Genomic DNA, 20,466 nt, shown 5'->3' with positions numbered 1-20,466 from the left:
ATTGTATAAGTCTGTACCAAATTTACCTATTGCAAATAGGCCATGTACCTGTCAAATGCTACCAACTTACAGGTCAAATGTTACATTTGACTGAATTTAAGTTACCAAATCACAGGACATTTGATACTACTGTCAAATCATGCGATAAAAGGAGGGAAAGACCGGAATGGTTTTTTGGAGATTTAGAACAAAAAGTATATATCTATGGCTATTTGAGGTTCTATCAAAACAGCCATATCCTTTGAGGGACACATTGTATTTACCTTTTTGGTTTAGGCTTGGGGGGAGATTAAGCCTTGCGGAAAACCTTAAAAAACTACAGATGGTCCATATGGAACAAAAACATTGTAATCCATCTGGTATAGTATGAAAACCTGTCCTTGTCATCAAAAAATCAGGGATCACTTTGATACCCAGGCTTCAGATCCGCTGACCGCTTGTTTCGAGTACCATATTCTGAGGGAGTCATTCCGTAAAATTCCTTAAAGCACTTCCTAAAATAATCTTGATCCAGAAACCCGACCATATAAGATACTTCAAAAACATTCAGTTCATTGTCGGACAAAAGCTGTCCTGCACGCTGAAGTCGAGCCCTCCTGATAAATTCAACGACTGAATAACCTGTCTTGGCTTTTATTTTTCGATATAAATGCACCCTGCTCATCCCGACATATTTCCCAAGCTCTTCTACGTTGAGCTTAGGTTCCGCTATGTTTTCCCCAATAAATTTCATCACCTTTTCAAAAAATTTTTCGTCCGCTGAGTTTATGGCAATATTCTCAGGCTTTAACACCACCTCTTTTTGGTACCTTATCCTAAGTTTCATCCTGGATTCCAATAAATTCCACACTCTCACTTCCAATAAATTCAAATTGAATGGCTTTGTGATATAATCATCTGCACCTGTTTCCAAGCCTTCTATCTTGTATAACAATGGGGTTCTTGCCGTCAACAAAATCATTGGTATGTGGCTTGTCAGCTCTTCTTTTTTAATCATGGCACATAGCTCAATACCATCCATCCCCGGCATCATAATATCGCTGATAATGATATCGGGGATCTCTTTTATGGCCATTTCGTAACCATCTTTACCATCTTCCACCCAAAAAACATCGAAATCTTTGCTAAAATATTCTATAAGCAAGGTTCTCATGTCTTCATTGTCTTCCACCACTAGCAATTTTGGTTTTTCATCCGAAAAACCACTCAATATCAATCCCTTTTTCCCTTCAAATTTCTCCCTTGTCCACCCTTCTTCAGTCACACACGAATATGTATAAACAGGTTTGGATTCTTGGTGGATCTGCTCAGGGAGCAAATGATCCCCGCCTGTTGGAATTATCACGGAGAAACGTGTGAATCCAGCCCTGCCATTTTCTGCCTCCCTGCTAGTCACATTAATCTGTCCATGATGCTGGAGTACCAGCTCCTTGGTAAACGCCAGCCCAATCCCTGTACCTGATGAACTTATGTCAGATTCTCCAGCTCTACGGAAGCGTTCAAATATAGAATCAAGGGCATCTTTCCGGATTCCTTTTCCATTGTCTTCAACCCGTATCTCAACACCATCTGTAAAGCTTCCATCTTCAAGGCTGATTTGTCTCTCAGACCTACCTACCTTGATCGTAATCATACCATATTCCGGTGTATACTTGAATGCATTGGAGAGTAGATTGTAGATAATCTTCTCAAGCTTATCTTTGTCTATGTAAGCTTGGATATCGTCCTGGTCAGTCTGAAAGCCAAAATCCATGTTTTTTTGCCAGGCATACCCCTTAAATGAAATAAATATCTCGTTTAGGAAAGGGACGATGTTTTCCCGTTTCATTTCCAGTTTCATGTTGCCTGTTTCCAATTTCCTGAAGTCCAAAAGCTGTTTAATAAGTCTGGTTAGGTGTTCTCCATTCCTTTTCATCATCATCAATTGATTCTGAAGCTTGCTATTCTCTTTGTTTTGGGTTAGGATATTGTCAATAGGCGTGAGGATCAATGTCAGTGGTGTCTTGATTTCGTGGGAAATATTGGTAAAAAACCTAAGTTTATTTTGGTACAATTCATTTTCCTTCTCCCTGTATAAATGCTCGATGGCCAAGTCTTGTTTCAGCTTAAAGGCACTTTTTGAAAAATAGTAATATATATACAGCAAAACCGCCAACAGGCATGCATACAAAAGGTAGGCCCACCAAGTTTTCCAATATGGTGGTCGGACTTCTATTTTCAACCTGGCTCCCTCATTGTTCCATACACCATCATTGTTTGAGGCTATTATTCTCAAAGTATAATCCCCTGGGGCAAGCCCTGTAAACGAAATAGTCCTCTGTCCTCCTTGGTAGTTCCAATCCTCATATTGCTTCAAGCCCTCCAGCTTGAAGGCATATTGATTCTTGCTCGAACTGATATAATTCAAAGCGGCAACTTCAACCGTAAAATAAGCTTCGTCATAAGCCAAAGAAATCTTCTCTGTCTCACTGATATGTTTTTCCAAAAGTGCCCCTTCACCTCCTACCAAAAGAGGTTTGTTTTTTACGAAAAATTCAGTTATATACACAGAGGGTTCCTTCTTGTTTACCATAATTTCCCTGGGCATAAATTCATTCAATCCATTTATCCCACCAAAATACAGTTTACCATCACTGGCACGATAACAGGAATTTTCTTTGAATTGATTCCCCTGCAGCCCATCTTCTTTCGTGAAACCCGTGATCCTCTCCAATTGTATACTGCCATCTTTGTTTTTGGATACATTCAATTTTGACAGGCCTTTACCAGATCCTACCCAAACATCCCCATCAGAATCTACCAATATACTCCTGATTTGGATACCGGAAAAACCATCATTTCCGTTGAAATAGGAAAATACATCTTTCTCTATATGATATGCCATCAATACGTCTCTGCTTGAACCTATCCATAAGACCCCTTCAGAATAGTGTAGCGAGGTAACTTCCAACCTCCCTTCAACCTTCGGGGGAAAGATTCTCTTTACATGTTTCCTTGTTGGATCCAAATAATTCAGTCCTTTATAGGTACCGACCCATAGTCCACCGTTATCATCTTTGGCTATGGATTGAATGTTATTGAAAAACAGGCTGTTGGGATCTTGGGGGTCATGGGAATATTTCTGCAACTTTCCAGACTTGTCAATCAAGCTCAATCCACCTCCGTTCGTCCCAACCCAAAGCCCCTCATCGGATGAATAGAGAAGGCATTGGACGATGTTGTGCCTGAAAAAATTAAGATCATCCTTTGGATTCTGATAATTCTCGAATTTTTTGGTCTTTGTATCCAGATAGCTTAACCCGGCAAAAGTCCCTATCCACAAATTACCCAAATCATCCAACGCTAGGGCTTTGACATCGTCGTTGATTAGACTGTTGCCATCGGTAGTGTGTACATGATAACTAAATTCCCCTGTACTCCGGTCGAAATAGTTCAACCCTCCTCCCGATGTGCCTATCCATAAATTACCATCCCTATCAGCAACAACACTTCCCACAACAGGATGATTTAGCCCTCCCGATTGTCCGAGTTCTTCCCTAAAAGTATAGAAATTATTGGCAGTGGGATGGTGGATATTGATACCGCCCAAATAGGTTGCCACCCAGACATTCTTTTGTTGGTCTGACCATATTTTACGTACAGAATTATTGCTCAAGCTTGCTGTGTTAAACTTGTCATATACGTGATTGGAAATTTCATTTGTTTTCTTGTTAAAGACACTTAATCCATTCCTAGTGCCTATCCAAATATCGCTATCACTTACAGGGTGTATATCCCTCACCATGTTACTCCCCAGACCATTGGAAGTGGTGAGATTTTCCACTGATTGGTGTATAGCGTCATACACAAACACTCCAGCATGCTCAGTACCTATCCAATACATGCCTGATTGGTCTTGTATTACCACCCTAACATGTTTTCCATGTAGATTATCTATATCCCCAAAAGGTTTCGGTAAATCTGTAAACTGTCCGATTTTTGGGTTAAACAATTTAAGTGTGTTCTGAACCCCTAACCAAATGATGCCTTTACTATCTTGAAAAAGACCTTGAGGCTTATCTCTCTCATCCTTTTCCCCTTCACTGGAGATACTAAAATTTTGAAATTCAAGATTCTCCTTATCAAAGCGACTCAAGCCATATCGAGTCCCCAACCATAGTTGACCTTCTTGATCTAAGAGCAAGCCAGTCACATAGTCGTTGCTCAAAGATGGATCTTGTTTGCTTTCTATGTTTTTAAAGAGGGTAAATTGCTCTATAACAGGATCAAACCGACACAACCCTTCTTCCATCCCCAACCAGATATATCCCTGGTCGTCCGAAACCATACTGTAAACATGGGTACTAGTCAAACCAGTCTGGGCGATTAGCATCGACCGGTAATCCTTAAATTTATAACCATCAAACCTGTCAATTCCATCCGAGCTTCCAAACCACATAAACCCTTTCTGGTCTTCCAAAACACTGTATACAGTATTTTTTGACAACCCATTTTCATTCTGTATACGTCGGAAATTTATCTCCTCCCCCATTGCCAATGTGGGGTGAGTCAAGAGGACATTGCCAAAAAAGAAAATAGCAACCAAGGATATGATCCCCTTTGTTACTTCACTAAAAACATGCACATTTTTCGTTTTAAGCCAGGTCAATTTTTTCAATTTAATAATTTCATGGGCAGGAAAGTGCTTCAATTACCAAATCTCCAACATAGAAGATTTGAACTGGAAGGATTTTTAATACAGCTATTGGGAAATTGGATCAAATTCCCAATAGCTGGCGATACTGGGCGACTGTTTTATTTCAGTAGTCATTACATCCAATAAGTTAAGCGCCATTTACCATCCTAACCACTCCATCACATCCTGACCAAAGATATTCAACTAAGAAGATTTACACTGAAAGATAAAAATTTCCTTGAAGAATATCCCTGTAGTGTAACATAATATTTGAATAATGGATAAATTTAAAGATAGTTACACATGCTTCTAAGTAATCTGCGATAGATAATGCTATATTTAATAGATTCACCCCTACCGATTCAATAATTCACAGAAAGAGATGAATACTCCATGAGGATTCATCATCAATCACATGAAAATTCAGGCAGCCATCCGTACAGCTTGGCATTTCCTACAATCCTTTCCATCAAGTGTTTAAACTCTACGGTATTCATGAATATTTCATATATCAGCCATTGGGTTTATTTGTTTCTTGAACTATATTCATGATGCAATACACAAACAACACCCAATATAATATGTACAGGGAGATGATCGTACAATCAATCTCCCATAGCAGTACATTCTACAAAGTCCCATCTGAACAGGGAATTCAAAAGGCTCTATGGTGTCACACCAATAAAATATCTTACGGAAAAACGAATTCAACAAGCAACTACATTGCTTGAAGTCAAAGGTCTATTTGCAACATTGACAGTAGAATTGGAAGCTACTTTAGTAAAATTAAAAATGGAGAAAAAAGAAATAGGAATATTTTGACCCAAAACCAAGCAGCTTGGAGAAAGTGGTTAGAAAAAAAACCATCTTTCAAAACAGGCTGTTTGGCTTGTCTTCTATAACAAAAAATCAGAATTTCGGTCTATTTCCTGCATATGGTTCATAGAAATAAGTCATTGGTCTGCAAACCCTCCTAAGGCGGGCAGGCAAATACAACTAAATTTACTAATTTTAGAGGGAATACCGTCGAGGGTTGATGTTGTGGATAATTGCTGAACTAAAATTAATAGGGATTTTTTTCATAACCTGTCCCCCACTCTGGGAGTATGTCGTTAGAAGGCATTCCCCCTACTTTGAAAAAGTTGAATTCATAAGCTAAAGTTTGGGATTTTGAGGAAGTAATAAATAAAAAACCGACTGATTTGTAAAATATTGAATATCAAATGATTAAATTCACATCAGTCAGAATTGTGAATCAATAGCATCGCATAATAGTAAAAACAATGAAAATAAAACAAGTTTTATTCATTCACGGAGGAGGTGAAGACGGCTATATAGCGGATATTACTTTAGCAGATTCTCTTCAAAAAGAATTGGGGGATGCTTATAAGGTGCATAATCCCCAAATACATTTTAACGACACGCTTCCGGATTTTGGATGGCTTAAACAAATTGGCAATGAGATTTCTTCTGTCAAAGATGATATTATTTTGGCAGGTCATTCTTTTGGTGCATCAATGCTATTAAAATATCTGTCGGAAAACCGAGTAAAGAAAAAAATTGACGGGCTTTTTCTTATCGCCCCTCCATATTGGAGTGGTGACGAAGAATGGAAACAAGGCATTAAGTTGCAGAAGGGTTTTGCGGATAAGATACCGAAGGATATTCCAGTGCATTTCTATCATTGCAAGGATGATGAAGAAGTGAATTTTGATGATTTTCTAATTTACAAACAGAAACTCCCACGAGCAATTTTTCACGAAATACTCCAAGGAGGCCATCAGCTGAATAACGACTTAACAATAGTTGCAAAAGACATCCGGTTTTTATTAAAAAATAGTTGAAATGCAGCCAGAAGAAAGAGTAATAAAATGTTATAATACTACTGCGGCAAATTACGCAATAAAACAGGTAGATGAGATATACAAAACAAGGCTAGATAGTTTCCTATTAAAAGATTTTTCATCGGCAAATTTGAGCAAAGGACTATGTGCAGATTTTGGCTGTGGCCCTGGTGCTACTACCAAATTTTTGTACGATAATGGACTCAGCAATATTGTTGGGGTTGATATTTCACCAGAGATAATTAAAGTAGCCATCAAACTCTTTCCGGAAATAAGATTTGAAACGGGGAATCTTCTGAATTTAATGTATAGAGACAACTCCTTTGCAAGTGCCATTGCATACTATTCAATAGTCCATTTTGATTATGAACAAGTCAAAACTGCACTCAATGAGGTAAATAGGGTATTGCAAAACAATGGTCAATTTTTACTTTCTTTTCACGTAGGAAATCAAATCGTGCATTTTGATAAGGCTGAAAATGTGGATATAGATATTGATTTATATTATTTTCAGACTGACAAGATTATTCAATTGCTCAAGGATACTGGATTTGAGATTATCGAAGCCATAGAAAGACTGCCATATAAAAACATAGAATTTAAAAGTATACGAGGATATATTTGGGCTGAAAAGAAAGAAACAACGAACCGCTAACAACGGGCATTGTAAAAGACAGATTACCAAAGACAAGCAGACAGCAAAACAATAAACAGTGACAATGGAGCAAAACAAAAACGAACTTAAAGCAAACGGACAAGGTGCAACACCTTTCGCCCAAACCTACTTTCACGGGACAAAGGCAGACTTGAAAGTGGGCGACTTAATTGAAGTTGGTTTCAATTCAAATTATGGACAAAAGAAAAATGCAAAATATATCTTCTTGACAGCGACTTTGGATGCTGCAATTTGGGGTGCTGAACTTTCATTTGGAGACGGTCGGGAAAGAATTTATTTGGTAGAGCCAACGGGAGAAATAGAAGACGACCCGGACTTGACCGATAAGAAATTCCCAGGGAATCCGACAAAGTCTTTTCGTTCGACAGAACCTTTTAAAGTTGTTGGAGAAGTAACAGTTTGGCAAGGACATCCAGCCGAACAAGTGAAAACAATGAAAGAACACCTTGAAAAACTTAAAGAGCAAGGAATTAATTCACTTAACGATTAAAAGCCTAAACAAAAATAAATTATGCTGACAGACATAAATCCTTGATAATCAGATTAGGGCTGCTCGCCAGCAAAACACTCATTTTATAATGCCTCCAAACTTCGAAAGGAAATGGAGTCCAGGTATAGCTGCATTATTAAGTTTTATTATTCCTGGAGCCGGTCAAATGTATAAAGGCGATATTGGTACTGGAATAGTGTGGTTTTTCTTTGTGGTATTGGGATATTTCTTTCTTATTGTACCTGGCATAGTACTGCACTTGATATGTATTGTTACAGCCGCTTCTGGAGATCCTTTCAAAGGATAGTTTATAGTTTCACTCCATATTGTTTTGGTACAAAGAGATTTGATCTTCAGAATAATGTGAGGGTCTTCGGATGCCACTTTACCCACTGTTTATGGAGAGTAGGAGTTTATCCTTTAAAATGATGTAAATATTGTTAGCCACTTTTCTGGCTTCGGGACAGCCTGTCCAGAGAATCAGGAATACCCCACTGCTTAAGGGATGCCGTCAATCGTCGACCCAGACATTTCACCCGTTGGAGGGGTCAACTTTTTGGCTTATATTCACCAGTCAAGGCACACACAAGTCGGAGCCTCTTTTGAACGATGAAAACACAAATAGAAAAGATAGATCAATTTATCAAATCTTTGGACTATGAAATTCAATTGGCTTTGGACTCTGTTTCAACCGATTGTAATTTTAAAAAAGGAGATATTATTGTAAGGGAAGGTCAGGTTTGTAAATTCAGCTATCACTTTATTGATGGAGTTGGCAGGAAATTCTATTTGGATGATACAAAAGAGATTACAACAGAATTTTATTTCCCTGATGATTTAGCTGTTGTTTTTGACAGCTACGTTTTTCAATCTCCTAGCAAAGAATATATAGAATGTCTCTCTGATGTAACGCTATCGATAACTCATTTTGATAAATTCAATAAACTGAAAGAGAAATACCCTAAACTCGTAGAGTTTGATTTATTGATGACAGAAATTTACGCAAGCTGGCTTGAACAACGGATGTTTGAATTCAGAACTCTCGATGCTACTCAACGTTACCATAAACTGTTGAAAAGTTATCCTCACTTTGTAAAACATATCTCATTGACGCACATAGCTTCTTATCTTGGTATTTCCCTTGAGACACTTAGTCGTATAAGAGCTAAACAAACTTATTTGACTTAGGTCAAATTTTATGGCATTTTGCCTATTTAATTTTGCATCACTAAGAAAAACAGATGCAAGATTATGAACTTAAACCACTTTTACCTTACCATTTTTTTTGCTCTGATTACTCTTCAAAGCTATTCCCAAACACCAACAGAAATTAACATAACAGAAGCAGATACCATCCACATTGTTAGTTTCAAAAAAACATTTAGCCAACATTACACAGGATGGAGTGTCACTTATAAAGAGATAAAAGACGTATTGAATGAATTTACTATTCCTTTGGTATATAGTTATGGGAATAGAAGTTTAAATGAAACATCTCTTAAGAAATTCGAGCTTTCCTCATTAAACACTATTTCAATCGGCTTAGGTTTTAATGGTTATGAACAAATAATGAAGGGATTCTTTTTAAACCTCGGACTTGAACCAAATATAGGAGTAGAGTTTAGCGAATCAATTACAAATGATAAATCCCGAAATTTCTATTTTTCAGGTACTACTAACATTGGTTTTCTTTGGGTTCCATCAAAAGAATTGGGACTTGTCATCGGGTCTTCAATATTCGGGAGTCTATCCAATTCAAAATATATAAATAAAGACTGGGGGGTAAGCATTGAAATAGGTGTGAATTTTTAATCTAAAAGAGTATGTTGAACAAAAGAATAGTAGGAATAGACGCTGCACGATCTTTGGCGGTAATCGGAATGGTAATCGTGAATTTTAAAGTCGTTTTTGGGGGTGAAGGTACGCTTTGGGTAAAAACTTTTGCAAGTATATTCGAAGGAAAAGCAGCAGCGACTTTCGTGGTTCTTGCTGGAGTTGGAATTGCTTTAATTACAAAAAATTCCATTGTATCCAATAATATTGAAAAACTGAGAACTGCTAAAACAAGTATCATAAAGAGAGTATTTTTTTTATTTACAATCGGAATTAGTTTTAACACTATTTGGTCAGCTGATATTTTACATTTTTATGGTATCTATATGCTTCTAGTTCTTCCTTTGCTGAAAAGTAGTGGTCGATTTATTTTGTTAGCAGGTTCATTACTTATATTAGTTTACCCATTATTGATGATGATTTGGAACTATGAAACAGGTTGGGATTTCGACACTTTAACCTACCAGGACTTTTGGACCATTAAAGGATTTGTAAGAAATTTATTCTTCAATGGTTTTCATCCTGTCATCCCTTGGGCAGCCTTTATGGTTTTTGGTTACTGGCTAGGTAAACAAGATTTGCAAAACACTAAATTTGTAAAAAGACTGTTTAAATATTCTGCTCTTGCGTTTATATCTATTCAATTTTTGTCCTTTGTGCTGATAAACCAACTTTCTGATGGAAGTCAACAAAACACAAAAGAATTAACAGAAATATTCGGGGCAAGCCCGATGCCTCCTTTGCCAATCTATATGTTTAACGGTATTGCAATTGCTTTCACTACAATTTCTGCATGCATTTTAATTGGAAATAAATATGAAAACAATAAAATAATTGACGCATTGAATAAGACAGGCCAATTGGCATTGACATTTTATGTTGCTCACGTAATTGTAGGAGTGGCAGTAGTTGTGGCATATAACCCCGGCAAAATTGGATTATATCCAATAGAGTTTTCAGTTGGATACGCCCTCTTGTTTTATATTTTATGTATTGTGTTTGCAACCAATTGGCTGAAATTCAACAAAAGCGGACCATTAGAGTCGTTGTTTCGAAAATTGACAAATTAATGGAGTAACTAACTACCACCCAAACCTTGAACATATCCGAATTAAAGAATAATGAAATACAAATTAAAATTTATTTACCTGCTTACTATCATTTTGTTTTATCAGAAACAAGCTCAGGCCCAAGAGCTTTTAGATGAGAATATTAAAAATGAGCATAATTACGCTCCTGCAACAGGAATTAGTGGATCTCTATTAGGTTCCTTAATCCATCCGGGGTTTAAAGTTGCTATCGAAAGACCATATAAATTCACCCAAATAGATAAACATAGAAAACACAGAACTAAAACCATTTACAAAGAGCGTTATTTATCTTACGGTCTGGGTATGTATCATCATATAAATTATCATGCAAACTATTTTTCACAGACAGAGTGGGTTGCAAGACGGCAAAAAAGTAATGGGTATTATACTGAGTCATCGCTTGGTTTAGGTATAAGTCGAACTTTTGTAGATGGTGCTACTTTTAACGTATCAGATAACGGAGAAGTCAACAAGGTATTTTTAGCAGGAAATTGGTTTGGACTTGTTTCAGCTGGGGGAGCTCTAGGCTATAATGCCAACCTGAAAAACAAAAAAAATTACAGTCTTTATTTTAAATACAATTTTTTGATTTTGTTCCCTTACAATAGCTTAGTAACTGTAAGACCAACCATAGAACTTGGTTTTAATTACAATTTATCAGGTTTTTGGGAGGCTAAACCAAAATTTAAAAGAGAACAAAAATAGACTTAGAAATAATATAAACACAGTAATAATGAATTTATGAAGAATTTTAATTTAGTTGCAATAGTTGTTATGGCTTCCCTATTATTTGCAGGCTGTCAAAAGGAATCTTTCACCCTATCAGGAATGGCAGAAGACCATTTCTTTTTAAAAAGTGGCAATCAACTTATGCCAATAACAGTTGCAGGAAATGTTGATTCCAAAAAATTTATTGTTCTTATTCATGGAGGACCAGGAGGCAATGCCTTAGTTTATAGAAATAAGGCTGCAAAAAATATTGTAGAAAATGAGTTTGCAATGGTCTATTGGGATCAACGCTTTGCAGGAAACACTCAAGGTAATGGAGGTAATACTCATATTTCAGAATTTAGAAGTGACATAAAAAAGTTGCTAACACTCTTACGGACTAAATATGATTCAGATATAGAATTATATTTGTTTGCACATAGTTGGGGTGGTTTTTTGGCACCTTATTTTTTAGCAGATGGCGATAATCAAGAAATGGTAAAAGGATGGATACAAATTGGAGGTGCCCATAACTATCGTTTGAACGATTCTTTAACACACAATTTGTTGTTACACTATGGAAATATTGAATTAGCAGCAGGAAGGAATGTTTCAAAATGGAGTGAAATTGTAGAATGGTGTACTCAAAATAGTTTTGAAGGAATAGAAAATGCAAGAAAGCTTAACAGCTTTGCGCATAGTGCTGAATCTCTTATCGAGGAAGTAATTGAACCTGAGTCTGATTTTAACTTCGAGCAAATTCAAAGATATGCTTTCATGTCAAATGAAACTAATTCGATTGCGTCCAAAATAAGACGAATTAATCATGCAACTTATGCAAATCCAAACTCTGATCAATTATTTAAAATTCAAATACCGACCCTTTTGATGTGGGGTAAATATGATTTTGTCTGCTCACCCGGGTTAGCAAATGATATTGAACTCAATATTGGAACCTCCGATGTACACAAAATTATTTATCCATATTCCGGTCACAATCCTATGTTAAATCAACCAGAAGAGTTTTGGTATGATTTGGTTGATTGGGTAAAGAGTCATTAACAAATAAATAATGACAATAAACTAAATATATAAATTAACTTCCTGTAATTAGCGATAGAGGGTAATGTGAATCAAGAATAGAACCTTTACCTTTCACAGAAATTCCCGTGAACCTTTGTTGTTTATGTGGAGCTTATATTTGATGGCATTAAACTCTCGCTTTTGGATAAATCCAGAACAGAACTAAATGGAAGAAAAGGGGCTTCCAAAATAGAACATGCGGGATTTTATCAATGGAATAGAGTTACGCATGAACTGGGGTATAATATTCTTTCAATGATAGTATGGATTGCAGGAATATTTTTTCCTTGAAATTTCAGAATTAGGATGTAAAATACATTGAGGTTTTTCGTTCCAAACGATGTGTAAATCCCTTAAATTCACATCTTGACCAATAAATCCACATAAATGACCGATAATACATCAAATGATCCTAATCAAGGAATAAATGCCCTCATTAGAACTATTTCCCAGATCATTAACTTAAAGGATCATGAAAAAACATTGATCAGGTCTTTGTTCAAGGAAAAAAAAATCAAGCGGGGAGATTTTTTCCTAAAAGAGGGGAAAATTTGTAAAGAAATTGGTTTTATAACAGAAGGTTTGGTAGCATACTTTATAGCTACAGAGGAACCACATATTTATGATTTTGGCAGGGAAAATGAATTCGTCAGTAATTATGAAAGCTTTTTAATACAATCAGAGTCTAAAAAATCTATTTTGTGTATTGAAGAAACTGAAATGTTGTGTATCACTTTTAGTGACTTGCAAATCTTATACAATAAGCTGTTGGAAGGACAAAAATTAGGTCGTATAATAAGTGAAAACCTATTTCTGGATGCTACTGAAAAGCTTACTTCCTTTTATGTTGAAAGTCCTGAATCCAAGTATGAACGATTCATTAAAAAGTACCCTGATTTGGTTAAGAGGATACCTCAATATTATATTGCTTCATACATAAATGTTAAACCCCAATCCTTAAGCAGGATCAGAAAACGTTCGTTAAGTAAATCAAAAGTTAACTCAGGTGAATAACTTTAAGGAGATTTCCAGATAATTTTGCCAACAATCAAATGAAGGCAAAATATATGAACATTGAAGAAACGGTTTTTACCAAACTATTTTTGAATGAAGCAATTGTATTGGAAAAAAATGAAATAGCCGACAAGGTTTTTCACTTTAAAATAAAGGGGGACATCCATTTTACAAACTATAAGCCTGGCCAGCATCTCCGGTTACTTTTGTACCCAAAACAAGCAGGAAAGCTTCGTGATCGGGTCAGGACCTATTCAGTTTGGAACTATCAGCAAAGCGAAAAAGAAGCTGTAGTAGATCTTGCCATATGTACCCATTCAGATGGCCCCGGAAGCAGATGGGCCAAGGAATCGGTAATAGGGACACCAATTTTCATTTCAAATCCGGTTGGAAAATTCACTCTGGAAGAGTCCAAAAAGAAAATAGTATTCATTGGAGACGTTACGACACTTGCACATTATTATTGTTTTAGGAAGCATCTCAAAGAAAGTCAAAGCATCAAAGGAATTATCTTCGGGACTGATGAATTAGGGTTATTCCCGGATTTTGACGGTTCACATCCATTTACCTTTCTTTCTCTCAAACAGGGAAATGATCTACAATTATTGAATTTTTGCCGGGATTTAAACCTTGACAATGAAAGTATGATTTATGTAGGTGGTGAAGGCAATGCGTGTATAAAACTTCATAAATTGTTTTTGAAAGATTTGGGAATACCAAGAAAACAGCTTAAAGTAAAACCGTTCTGGATTCAGGGTAAAACAGGTTTGGAATAAAGGTTATGCTCTTATTTTTGTCCAAAGCAATTTTGGACATTTCCCTAAGCCTTACAAAAGCCGTAAAAAACATAAATTGTTTCTAGCCAATAAGAAAAAATTGGCTGAACTCAAACATCTACTATTGTGTAAACCATACTTGCTAAAAATATTATTGGACAGATCTAGACAAAAAAACTGGGGATTTTGGAATGATAATAGATTTTGATATAACTAAAAACAGACAGAATTTATCTAAATCATTCACCGCTAGGATATCAGTTCAGTCAAGGTAAAGGTGAAATCCATCCCTAATCCTCTCACAACTTGTCCCGCAATGCGGAAGATTCTCCCAGAAGCTTTCGAAATGAACCTCTCGGAATATCCACAAAGTGAACCAAAAAACCAGAATCCACAAAAAAAAACATAAATACCCATTGGGACGGCTATGGTTTGGTTTAGAGCCAATCTTTGTATATCTATTCATTATAGCTGTGTTTTTGGCTAGATTGCGTCTAAAGTACTTTAGGTTCAAGTTAATAGGACGACCCAAATATCAGACATTTAAAAGCAATGGCAATACCTACGGACAAAGACCGGCTAGTAAAAGCAATCCTTGACGACTACAAAAAGTTGACGACTGAGCTTTCAACTATTCCAATTGACTTTACCACAAATAAAGAGTTGCAAGGACATTCAAAAAATACGTTAATGAGTATCAACGACCTCGTAGCTTATCTTGTTGGTTGGGGACAATTGGTTTTGAAGTGGAACGACAGAAAAAGTAGAGCTGTTCACATTGATTTTCCTGAGACAGGTTACAATCAAACACAGGTGATTTGAAGCACTTTAAAACGGGGTAAGCGCAAAACTTACCCCAGATATATTTTTATAGAGGGATATTCCCCACGATTGATACCACGGCACCTACCCCATTCATCTTATCAGTGGAAAGCCCCCATTTATCTTTGCTTCCAATGTAGTAACGATAATTTAGTCCAGCTTCTACATTCACGTATTTATGAACTTTTATGCCAAGTTTGGCATCAGGAGTGGCAAAAATACCTCCTGATTTTTCTCTCGTCATGGTTTCATCAGAATCCACCCCATTATTGTAGCGGTATTCCATGTGCATCGCACCATATCCACTTCGGATACCCGCATAAATATAGAAAGGAGATGCCAATTCAAACTTATAACCAGCCTGAAAACTATATTCATAAACCTGGATTCTATCAGGATTGTATGGGTTGTCCTTCCAAATATCGGAGGGAGCCAGACTGCTGTATTGTGCAAGGCCAAAATACAATTTGTCGTTGAAATACACCCCAACCTCTCCACCTAGTGAATAAAAACTATTCAGTGGTTTTTTACTGAAATGATAGAGGTTGTTGGCTTTCACAACCAGAGTTGGTTTTGTGCTTGATGTTTCCCGGGATTCTTGTGCCATAAGTCCGTAAGGTAAAACAGACATAAGCAAAATACCGATCAATAGGTTTTTTTTCATTTTATATATTGTTTAAAATTAACGTCGCAAAGAAAGCCATATTAGTTACCAGTTTTTAAAAGGATTGACCGAAGGTTGAGTATTCTTGACGAGCTGTATTGTGACCTTATTTTATTCCGGTAAGTTTGTCTTATGAATAAAATGCGACATCTTAATAGCAGCTTGATGATTGTTCTATTTTGGGCATTTATAGCAACCATCCTCATATTCCAGTTATTGGCGGTGGATGAATATGACCTTCCTAAAGCGATTACCTACAGCTCGATGATAACAGGGACGTTCGCCGTTTATGTGCATGTGGTGCTAAGAAAAATCATCAAGAAGTACATTCAGACCAAACGGATTTCTTCTCTTATCTTTTGGGTTTTTATAACAGCTATCGTTGCTTCAACAATACTTACTATAGAAGATTATGCAATTGACAGTTTTTTGAGCCATGACTGGAATAAGCACAAGGAAACGATGTTACCACAGTTTTTTGGAATGCTGATGGCAACCATTCTAATATCAGGCATTGCATATTCGTTTGAACTATATCGGCATCATATAGAAACTCTAAAGGCGACACAGGTGCTCAAAGACAGCTTAAACGAGTTAGAGGTAAAAAGTATCCGTCAGCAATTAAGTCCCCATTTTACGTTTAACATGCTGAACAACCTGCAATTTTTGATTCAGAAAGATAAAAATGAAGCCTTAAAACTGCTCTCCCAATACAGTAAAATCTTGAGATATTATGTGTACGAATCCCAGAACAAGGCGATTCTACTCAACGATGAAATCGCTTTTTTAAAAACATACTTAGAGCTTGAAAAAGACCGTCTGAAAGACGAAGCCAAGGTGGACGTAGATATTTCCATTGAACCCAACAGTTTGAAAATAGCCCCTTTTATATTATCTACATTTGTTGAAAATGCATTTAAGCATCTATCAATAGACAGCAAGTGGACATCTGTATTCATCCATTATAAAGAGAACCAGCTTTGTATGAATGTTCAGAATACTTATGACAACAAGATAGATAGCGGAAAAAATCAACAGGGTATAGGTTTGGAGCAAGTTACAAAAAGGCTTCAATTGATATATCCCGATAAGCACGTTTTGGAGTTTGACAAAACAGATAGCGTATTTTCGGTGCAGTTGAATATTAAATTTGATTAAGATGAAAATCAGATGTATAATCGTAGAGGATGAGCGTGTAGCAAGAGAAGGTCTCCAAAGCTATATAGAACAATATGACTTTCTTGAATTAGCCGGCAGCTTCTCCAACGCCACCGATGCACTCCAGTTTTTGAAAGAGCAAGACGTGTCTTTAATGTTCTTGGATATTGAATTGCCCGGCATCAAGGGAATTGAAATGGCGAGGCTGTTGGATGGCTTTTTGCCTTTGATCATTTTTACAACGGCGTATGCCCAGTATGCGTTGGAAGGCTATCGTGTAAACGCTATTGATTATTTGGTTAAGCCCATATTCCCGGAAGATTTTCATCGCTCCATCCAGAAAGCAAGAAATTACTTTGGTCTCATAGAGATTAACAGTTTCTCCGAAACAAGCTCAGGTCTGATAATAAAAAGTGAGGGTGAATGGCTAAGGATTGAACCTGCGGAAATTATGTTTCTGAAGAGCATGCAAAACTATGTGCTTATCCATTTTGCAAATTTTAAGCCTAAAATGGTTCTACAGCCATTACGGGAAGTATATGCTCTTTTACCTTCATTTTTCACACAGGCACACCGCTCGTATGTGGTCAACATTAATCTTATAGAGAAAATCGGAGACAACTGTTTAACCATAGGCGAGTTTACGATACCACTCAGCAGATCGAGAAAAAAGGAAGCGACAGAGCTGTTCTTAAACAGGAATAAATGATGTTTATGATTCTTTTATCAACATACTTTCAGTAAGAGGATGATTTGACCAAAATAACAACCGGAAATAAAAAAGCAGTCATTTACCTGACTTACAATTTGCCACAAAAAATAATCCTGCAAGAATATTTTGATAGCTATCACTAATTTATTTTTGATTCCTGACATAAGGCTGTCACTAGTCAGGTATAAGTTTGCCTCATTAACAATCTTTAAAAGAATAAAAATGACAAACGTAATGAACACAGGGTTTAATCCAATCGCATTTCCAAAGGCTACCTTGATTTCAGTGAATGGTGTAGTGCTGGAAGTATTTGAAGCAGGTCAACAAAATTCAGGTAACCCTATCCTTCTCTGCCATGGTTTTCCGGAGCATGCATTTTCTTGGCGTTATCAGATACAGGCTCTTGTTGATGCTGGCTATCATGTCATTGTCCCAAATCAACGCGGCTACGGTAACTCATCTCGTCCGACCGAAGTAACTGATTATGACATTGAACATTTGACGGGTGACCTTATTGCACTACTCGACCATTTTGGTTACAAGGATGCTACCTTTGTCGGTCACGATTGGGGTGCAAATGTCGTTTGGAGTCTGGCACTATTGCATCCTGAGCGGGTAAATAAGGTTATAAACTTGGCTTTGCCTTATCAAGAGCGTGGAGAAAAACCATGGATAGCGTTTATGGAAGCAATATTTGGAGGAGACTTCTATTTCGTTCACTTCAATAGACAACCAGGAGTAGCAGATGCTATTATGAATGAAAACACATCCCAGTTCCTACGTAACATATTCCGCAAAAACGTACCTCTTACTCCTCCTGAGCCAGGGATGTTAATGATCAATCTTGCAAGAGCAGAAAAACCACTTGGGGAGCCCTTAATGGACGACAACGAACTTTCTGTGTTCATTTCTGCCTTCGAATCATCAGGGTTTACAGGAAGTATAAATTGGTACAGAAACCTTGATAGAAACTGGCACTTAATGGCAGACGTAACCCCAATCATTCATCAACCGACTCTGATGATATATGGTGAGCAGGACACGATTCCCAAATCTGAAAACCTAAAGAATATCGTTCCTAATTTGGATGTTGTCAGTCTGGATTGTGGTCATTGGATACAGCAAGAAAAGCCGGAGGAAACTACCCAAACAATTTTAAAATGGCTAAAACAACAAGATGCATAATAAGGACATAGAAATATATTGCCCTCAAAGCCGAACAGATTGGAGACAATGGTTGGAAAAAAACCATCAGTCCAAACAATCTGTTTGGCTTGTCTTCTATAACAAAAAATCAGAATTTAAATCAATCTCTTGGAGTGAAGCTGTTGATGTGGCGTTGTGCTTTGGTTGGATAGACAGTAAGAAAGTAAAAATAGATGAAGAAACAGCACATCAATTTTTCAGCAAACGAAAGCCGAAGAGCACTTGGTCGAAAATCAATAAAGAAAAAGTCAAAAAACTTATAGAACAAGGGTTAATGACAGAAGCAGGCTTTACAAGCATAAAAACTGCAAAGGAAAATAGCTCTTGGACAATTTTGGACGAAGTGGAAGAATTAATTATACCGCAAGATTTGGATGCGGCATTCGCTGAAAAACCCAATGCAAAAGAATTCTTTTTGAGTTTAAGCAAATCTGTAAGAAAGATAATTTTGTCTTGGCTTGTGTTTGCCAAGACAAGTGAAACAAGACAAAAACGAATCACTGAAATTGTTGAAAGTGCAGCGCAGAATCTTAAACCGAAACACTTGCGATAGAAAAGGCGTATTCATTTAGTACTGGTAAGGAGGTATTCCTAATCTCTGCTCTACGAAGCTGTAAAAGGAGAGTTGAAAACGGTCTATCCCCTGAATATGGTTCATAGAAATAAGTTGTGAATCTGGAAGCTACCACAACTAAATTTACTAATTTTAGAGACACTCTCCCATTCGGCTGAAAAGATATAAAAGAGTTGGACTAAATATTGGAAGGAACTTTTTTCATAACCTGTTCCGCATTGCGGGAGTCTGTCATTGTCACAGATTAAAAATGACGAGTATTACAACTAAAGAAATCAAAATGGAATCAATATTTAATGTTTGTAATGTTTGGAAAACAAATCGAAATCTCTACTTGAAATATTTTGAGAAATATACATTGGAACAACTGAATAAAGTACCCGATGGATTTAATAACAATCTAATTTGGAATATTGGACATATAATAGTAGCCCAACAAGCATTGATTTACAAAGGATCCAACCTTAACGTATATATTTCGGACGAATTATTTGGACTTTATAAACCTAATACAAAACCTACGGGACTAACTACCGAAGTTGAGGTGGCGGAACTTAAAATCTTATTGATATCCCTAATTGAAAAAACTGAAACGGATTTTTACAATGGAAAATTCGTTACATACAATGAAAGAATGACAGGAACAGGCTTTCATTTGAACTCAATATTGGACGCCTTTGAATTTAACAATTATCACGAAGGATTACATTTCGGATATATGATGAGTATTGGAAAATTTATTTAACATATATCCACTTTCTTCCCAGTAATTAATGGAATAGGGGATTTTTAAGGAACAACGTCACAGATTGCTCCTCCATCTATTAATTTTAGATCATATCACACATTCCACTGAATTCCGTCAATGGATATCTTCATATTTGTGTTTATATTAATTACTATGTACCACTTATCTATTTTTGACTGGCCACCCCCTTCTTAATCTTCATCATAATATCATCAGGCACAAAATTTGGGAGTTTAGAATTAAACCAGTTTTAAAAGCCTACAACTTTTTTTCCATTTCCTTCCAGTAGATGCTTTACACCTTGTACTGCCACTTCCTTGGGATGCATCGGCTTGGTTTTGTGAAGATTGGTAGATTGCATTTCTTTTATAGTAAAACCAGTATCCACCGTA

20 protein-coding genes are annotated in these 20,466 nt (G+C 36.6%); 18 read left to right on the top strand and 2 right to left on the bottom strand.

The genetic code is table 11. The annotated features are described in order from the left end of the window. Positions 1–77: 77 nt before the first annotated feature. A complete protein-coding gene (locus ACFSKL_RS07575) occupies positions 78–245 on the top strand; it encodes a hypothetical protein (RefSeq protein WP_376884980.1) in 168 nt (55 codons plus the stop codon). A 149-nt stretch (positions 246–394) separates the two neighbouring features. Here ACFSKL_RS07575 and ACFSKL_RS07570 read toward each other — a convergent pair whose 3' ends face one another. Further along, positions 395–4,657 carry a hybrid sensor histidine kinase/response regulator transcription factor gene (locus tag ACFSKL_RS07570; protein WP_376884978.1) on the bottom strand — a complete coding sequence of 1,421 codons (4,263 nt, stop codon included), beginning with the start codon at positions 4,655–4,657 and terminating at the stop codon, positions 395–397. A gap of 1,301 nt (positions 4,658–5,958) precedes the next feature. On the opposite strand from ACFSKL_RS07570, the gene ACFSKL_RS07565 reads away from it, so the two are divergent. The 12 genes from ACFSKL_RS07565 to ACFSKL_RS07510 all read left to right on the top strand — a co-directional run bounded on the left by ACFSKL_RS07565 (position 5,959) and on the right by ACFSKL_RS07510 (position 15,012). Continuing rightward, positions 5,959–6,519, top strand: coding sequence for an alpha/beta fold hydrolase (locus ACFSKL_RS07565; RefSeq protein WP_376884976.1), 561 nt, complete (start codon positions 5,959–5,961; stop codon positions 6,517–6,519). Position 6,520: 1 nt separating this feature from the next. Continuing rightward, the gene (locus ACFSKL_RS07560) at positions 6,521–7,174 is read left to right on the top strand and encodes a class I SAM-dependent methyltransferase (protein ID WP_376884974.1); all 654 of its coding nucleotides are present in this window, start codon (positions 6,521–6,523) and stop codon (positions 7,172–7,174) included. A gap of 64 nt (positions 7,175–7,238) precedes the next feature. Then, positions 7,239–7,685 (top strand): NAD(+)--rifampin ADP-ribosyltransferase, encoded by a 447-nt coding sequence (gene arr, locus ACFSKL_RS07555; RefSeq protein ID WP_376884972.1) that lies wholly within the window; start codon positions 7,239–7,241, stop codon positions 7,683–7,685. A gap of 88 nt (positions 7,686–7,773) precedes the next feature. Further along, entirely contained in the window at positions 7,774–7,992 is a 219-nt protein-coding gene (locus ACFSKL_RS07550; RefSeq protein WP_376884970.1) for a DUF5683 domain-containing protein, read from the top strand. Between the two features lie 302 nt (positions 7,993–8,294). After that, positions 8,295–8,873, top strand: a complete 579-nt coding sequence (locus tag ACFSKL_RS07545) for a Crp/Fnr family transcriptional regulator (protein WP_376884968.1) — start codon at positions 8,295–8,297, stop codon at positions 8,871–8,873. Between the two features lie 63 nt (positions 8,874–8,936). After that, complete coding sequence (locus ACFSKL_RS07540) at positions 8,937–9,497, top strand: hypothetical protein (RefSeq protein ID WP_376884966.1); 561 nt, start codon at positions 8,937–8,939, stop codon at positions 9,495–9,497. Between the two features lie 11 nt (positions 9,498–9,508). Further along, entirely contained in the window at positions 9,509–10,588 is a 1,080-nt protein-coding gene (locus ACFSKL_RS07535) for a DUF418 domain-containing protein (RefSeq protein WP_376884965.1), read from the top strand. Positions 10,589–10,639: 51 nt separating this feature from the next. After that, positions 10,640–11,314: a hypothetical protein gene (locus ACFSKL_RS07530; RefSeq protein WP_376884963.1), complete on the top strand. Its 675-nt coding sequence runs from the start codon at positions 10,640–10,642 to the stop codon at positions 11,312–11,314. Between the two features lie 36 nt (positions 11,315–11,350). Next, positions 11,351–12,379, top strand: a complete 1,029-nt coding sequence (locus ACFSKL_RS07525) for an alpha/beta fold hydrolase (RefSeq protein ID WP_376884961.1) — start codon at positions 11,351–11,353, stop codon at positions 12,377–12,379. A 408-nt stretch (positions 12,380–12,787) separates the two neighbouring features. Further along, positions 12,788–13,414, top strand: coding sequence for a Crp/Fnr family transcriptional regulator (locus ACFSKL_RS07520; protein WP_376884959.1), 627 nt, complete (start codon positions 12,788–12,790; stop codon positions 13,412–13,414). 53 nt (positions 13,415–13,467) lie between these two features. Next, positions 13,468–14,190, top strand: a complete 723-nt coding sequence (locus tag ACFSKL_RS07515) for a siderophore-interacting protein (protein ID WP_376884957.1) — start codon at positions 13,468–13,470, stop codon at positions 14,188–14,190. 552 nt (positions 14,191–14,742) lie between these two features. Next, the gene (locus tag ACFSKL_RS07510; RefSeq protein WP_376884955.1) at positions 14,743–15,012 is read left to right on the top strand and encodes a ClbS/DfsB family four-helix bundle protein; all 270 of its coding nucleotides are present in this window, start codon (positions 14,743–14,745) and stop codon (positions 15,010–15,012) included. 46 nt (positions 15,013–15,058) lie between these two features. Here ACFSKL_RS07510 and ACFSKL_RS07505 read toward each other — a convergent pair whose 3' ends face one another. Next, complete coding sequence (locus ACFSKL_RS07505) at positions 15,059–15,676, bottom strand: outer membrane beta-barrel protein (RefSeq protein ID WP_376884953.1); 618 nt, start codon at positions 15,674–15,676, stop codon at positions 15,059–15,061. Between the two features lie 165 nt (positions 15,677–15,841). Between ACFSKL_RS07505 and ACFSKL_RS07500 the strand changes: the two genes are divergently transcribed. The 5 genes from ACFSKL_RS07500 to ACFSKL_RS07480 all read left to right on the top strand — a co-directional run bounded on the left by ACFSKL_RS07500 (position 15,842) and on the right by ACFSKL_RS07480 (position 20,071). Next, the gene (locus ACFSKL_RS07500; RefSeq protein ID WP_376884952.1) at positions 15,842–16,834 is read left to right on the top strand and encodes a sensor histidine kinase; all 993 of its coding nucleotides are present in this window, start codon (positions 15,842–15,844) and stop codon (positions 16,832–16,834) included. Between the two features lies 1 nt (position 16,835). Next, positions 16,836–17,543 carry a LytR/AlgR family response regulator transcription factor gene (locus ACFSKL_RS07495; RefSeq protein WP_376884949.1) on the top strand — a complete coding sequence of 236 codons (708 nt, stop codon included), beginning with the start codon at positions 16,836–16,838 and terminating at the stop codon, positions 17,541–17,543. Positions 17,544–17,768: 225 nt separating this feature from the next. Beyond that, positions 17,769–18,731 carry an alpha/beta fold hydrolase gene (locus ACFSKL_RS07490; RefSeq protein WP_376884948.1) on the top strand — a complete coding sequence of 321 codons (963 nt, stop codon included), beginning with the start codon at positions 17,769–17,771 and terminating at the stop codon, positions 18,729–18,731. Continuing rightward, positions 18,724–19,305 (top strand): YdeI/OmpD-associated family protein, encoded by a 582-nt coding sequence (locus ACFSKL_RS07485; protein ID WP_376884946.1) that lies wholly within the window; start codon positions 18,724–18,726, stop codon positions 19,303–19,305. The genes ACFSKL_RS07490 and ACFSKL_RS07485 overlap by 8 nt, the downstream gene beginning before the upstream one ends. Positions 19,306–19,576: 271 nt before the next feature. After that, a complete protein-coding gene (locus ACFSKL_RS07480; RefSeq protein ID WP_376884945.1) occupies positions 19,577–20,071 on the top strand; it encodes a DinB family protein in 495 nt (164 codons plus the stop codon). The last annotated feature ends 395 nt before the right edge of the window (positions 20,072–20,466 follow it).

The organism is Belliella marina (genome assembly GCF_042682445.1).
Taxonomy (GTDB): Bacteria; Bacteroidota; Bacteroidia; order Cytophagales; family Cyclobacteriaceae; genus Belliella; species Belliella marina.
This window is presented reverse-complemented; position numbering and strand designations above follow the sequence as displayed.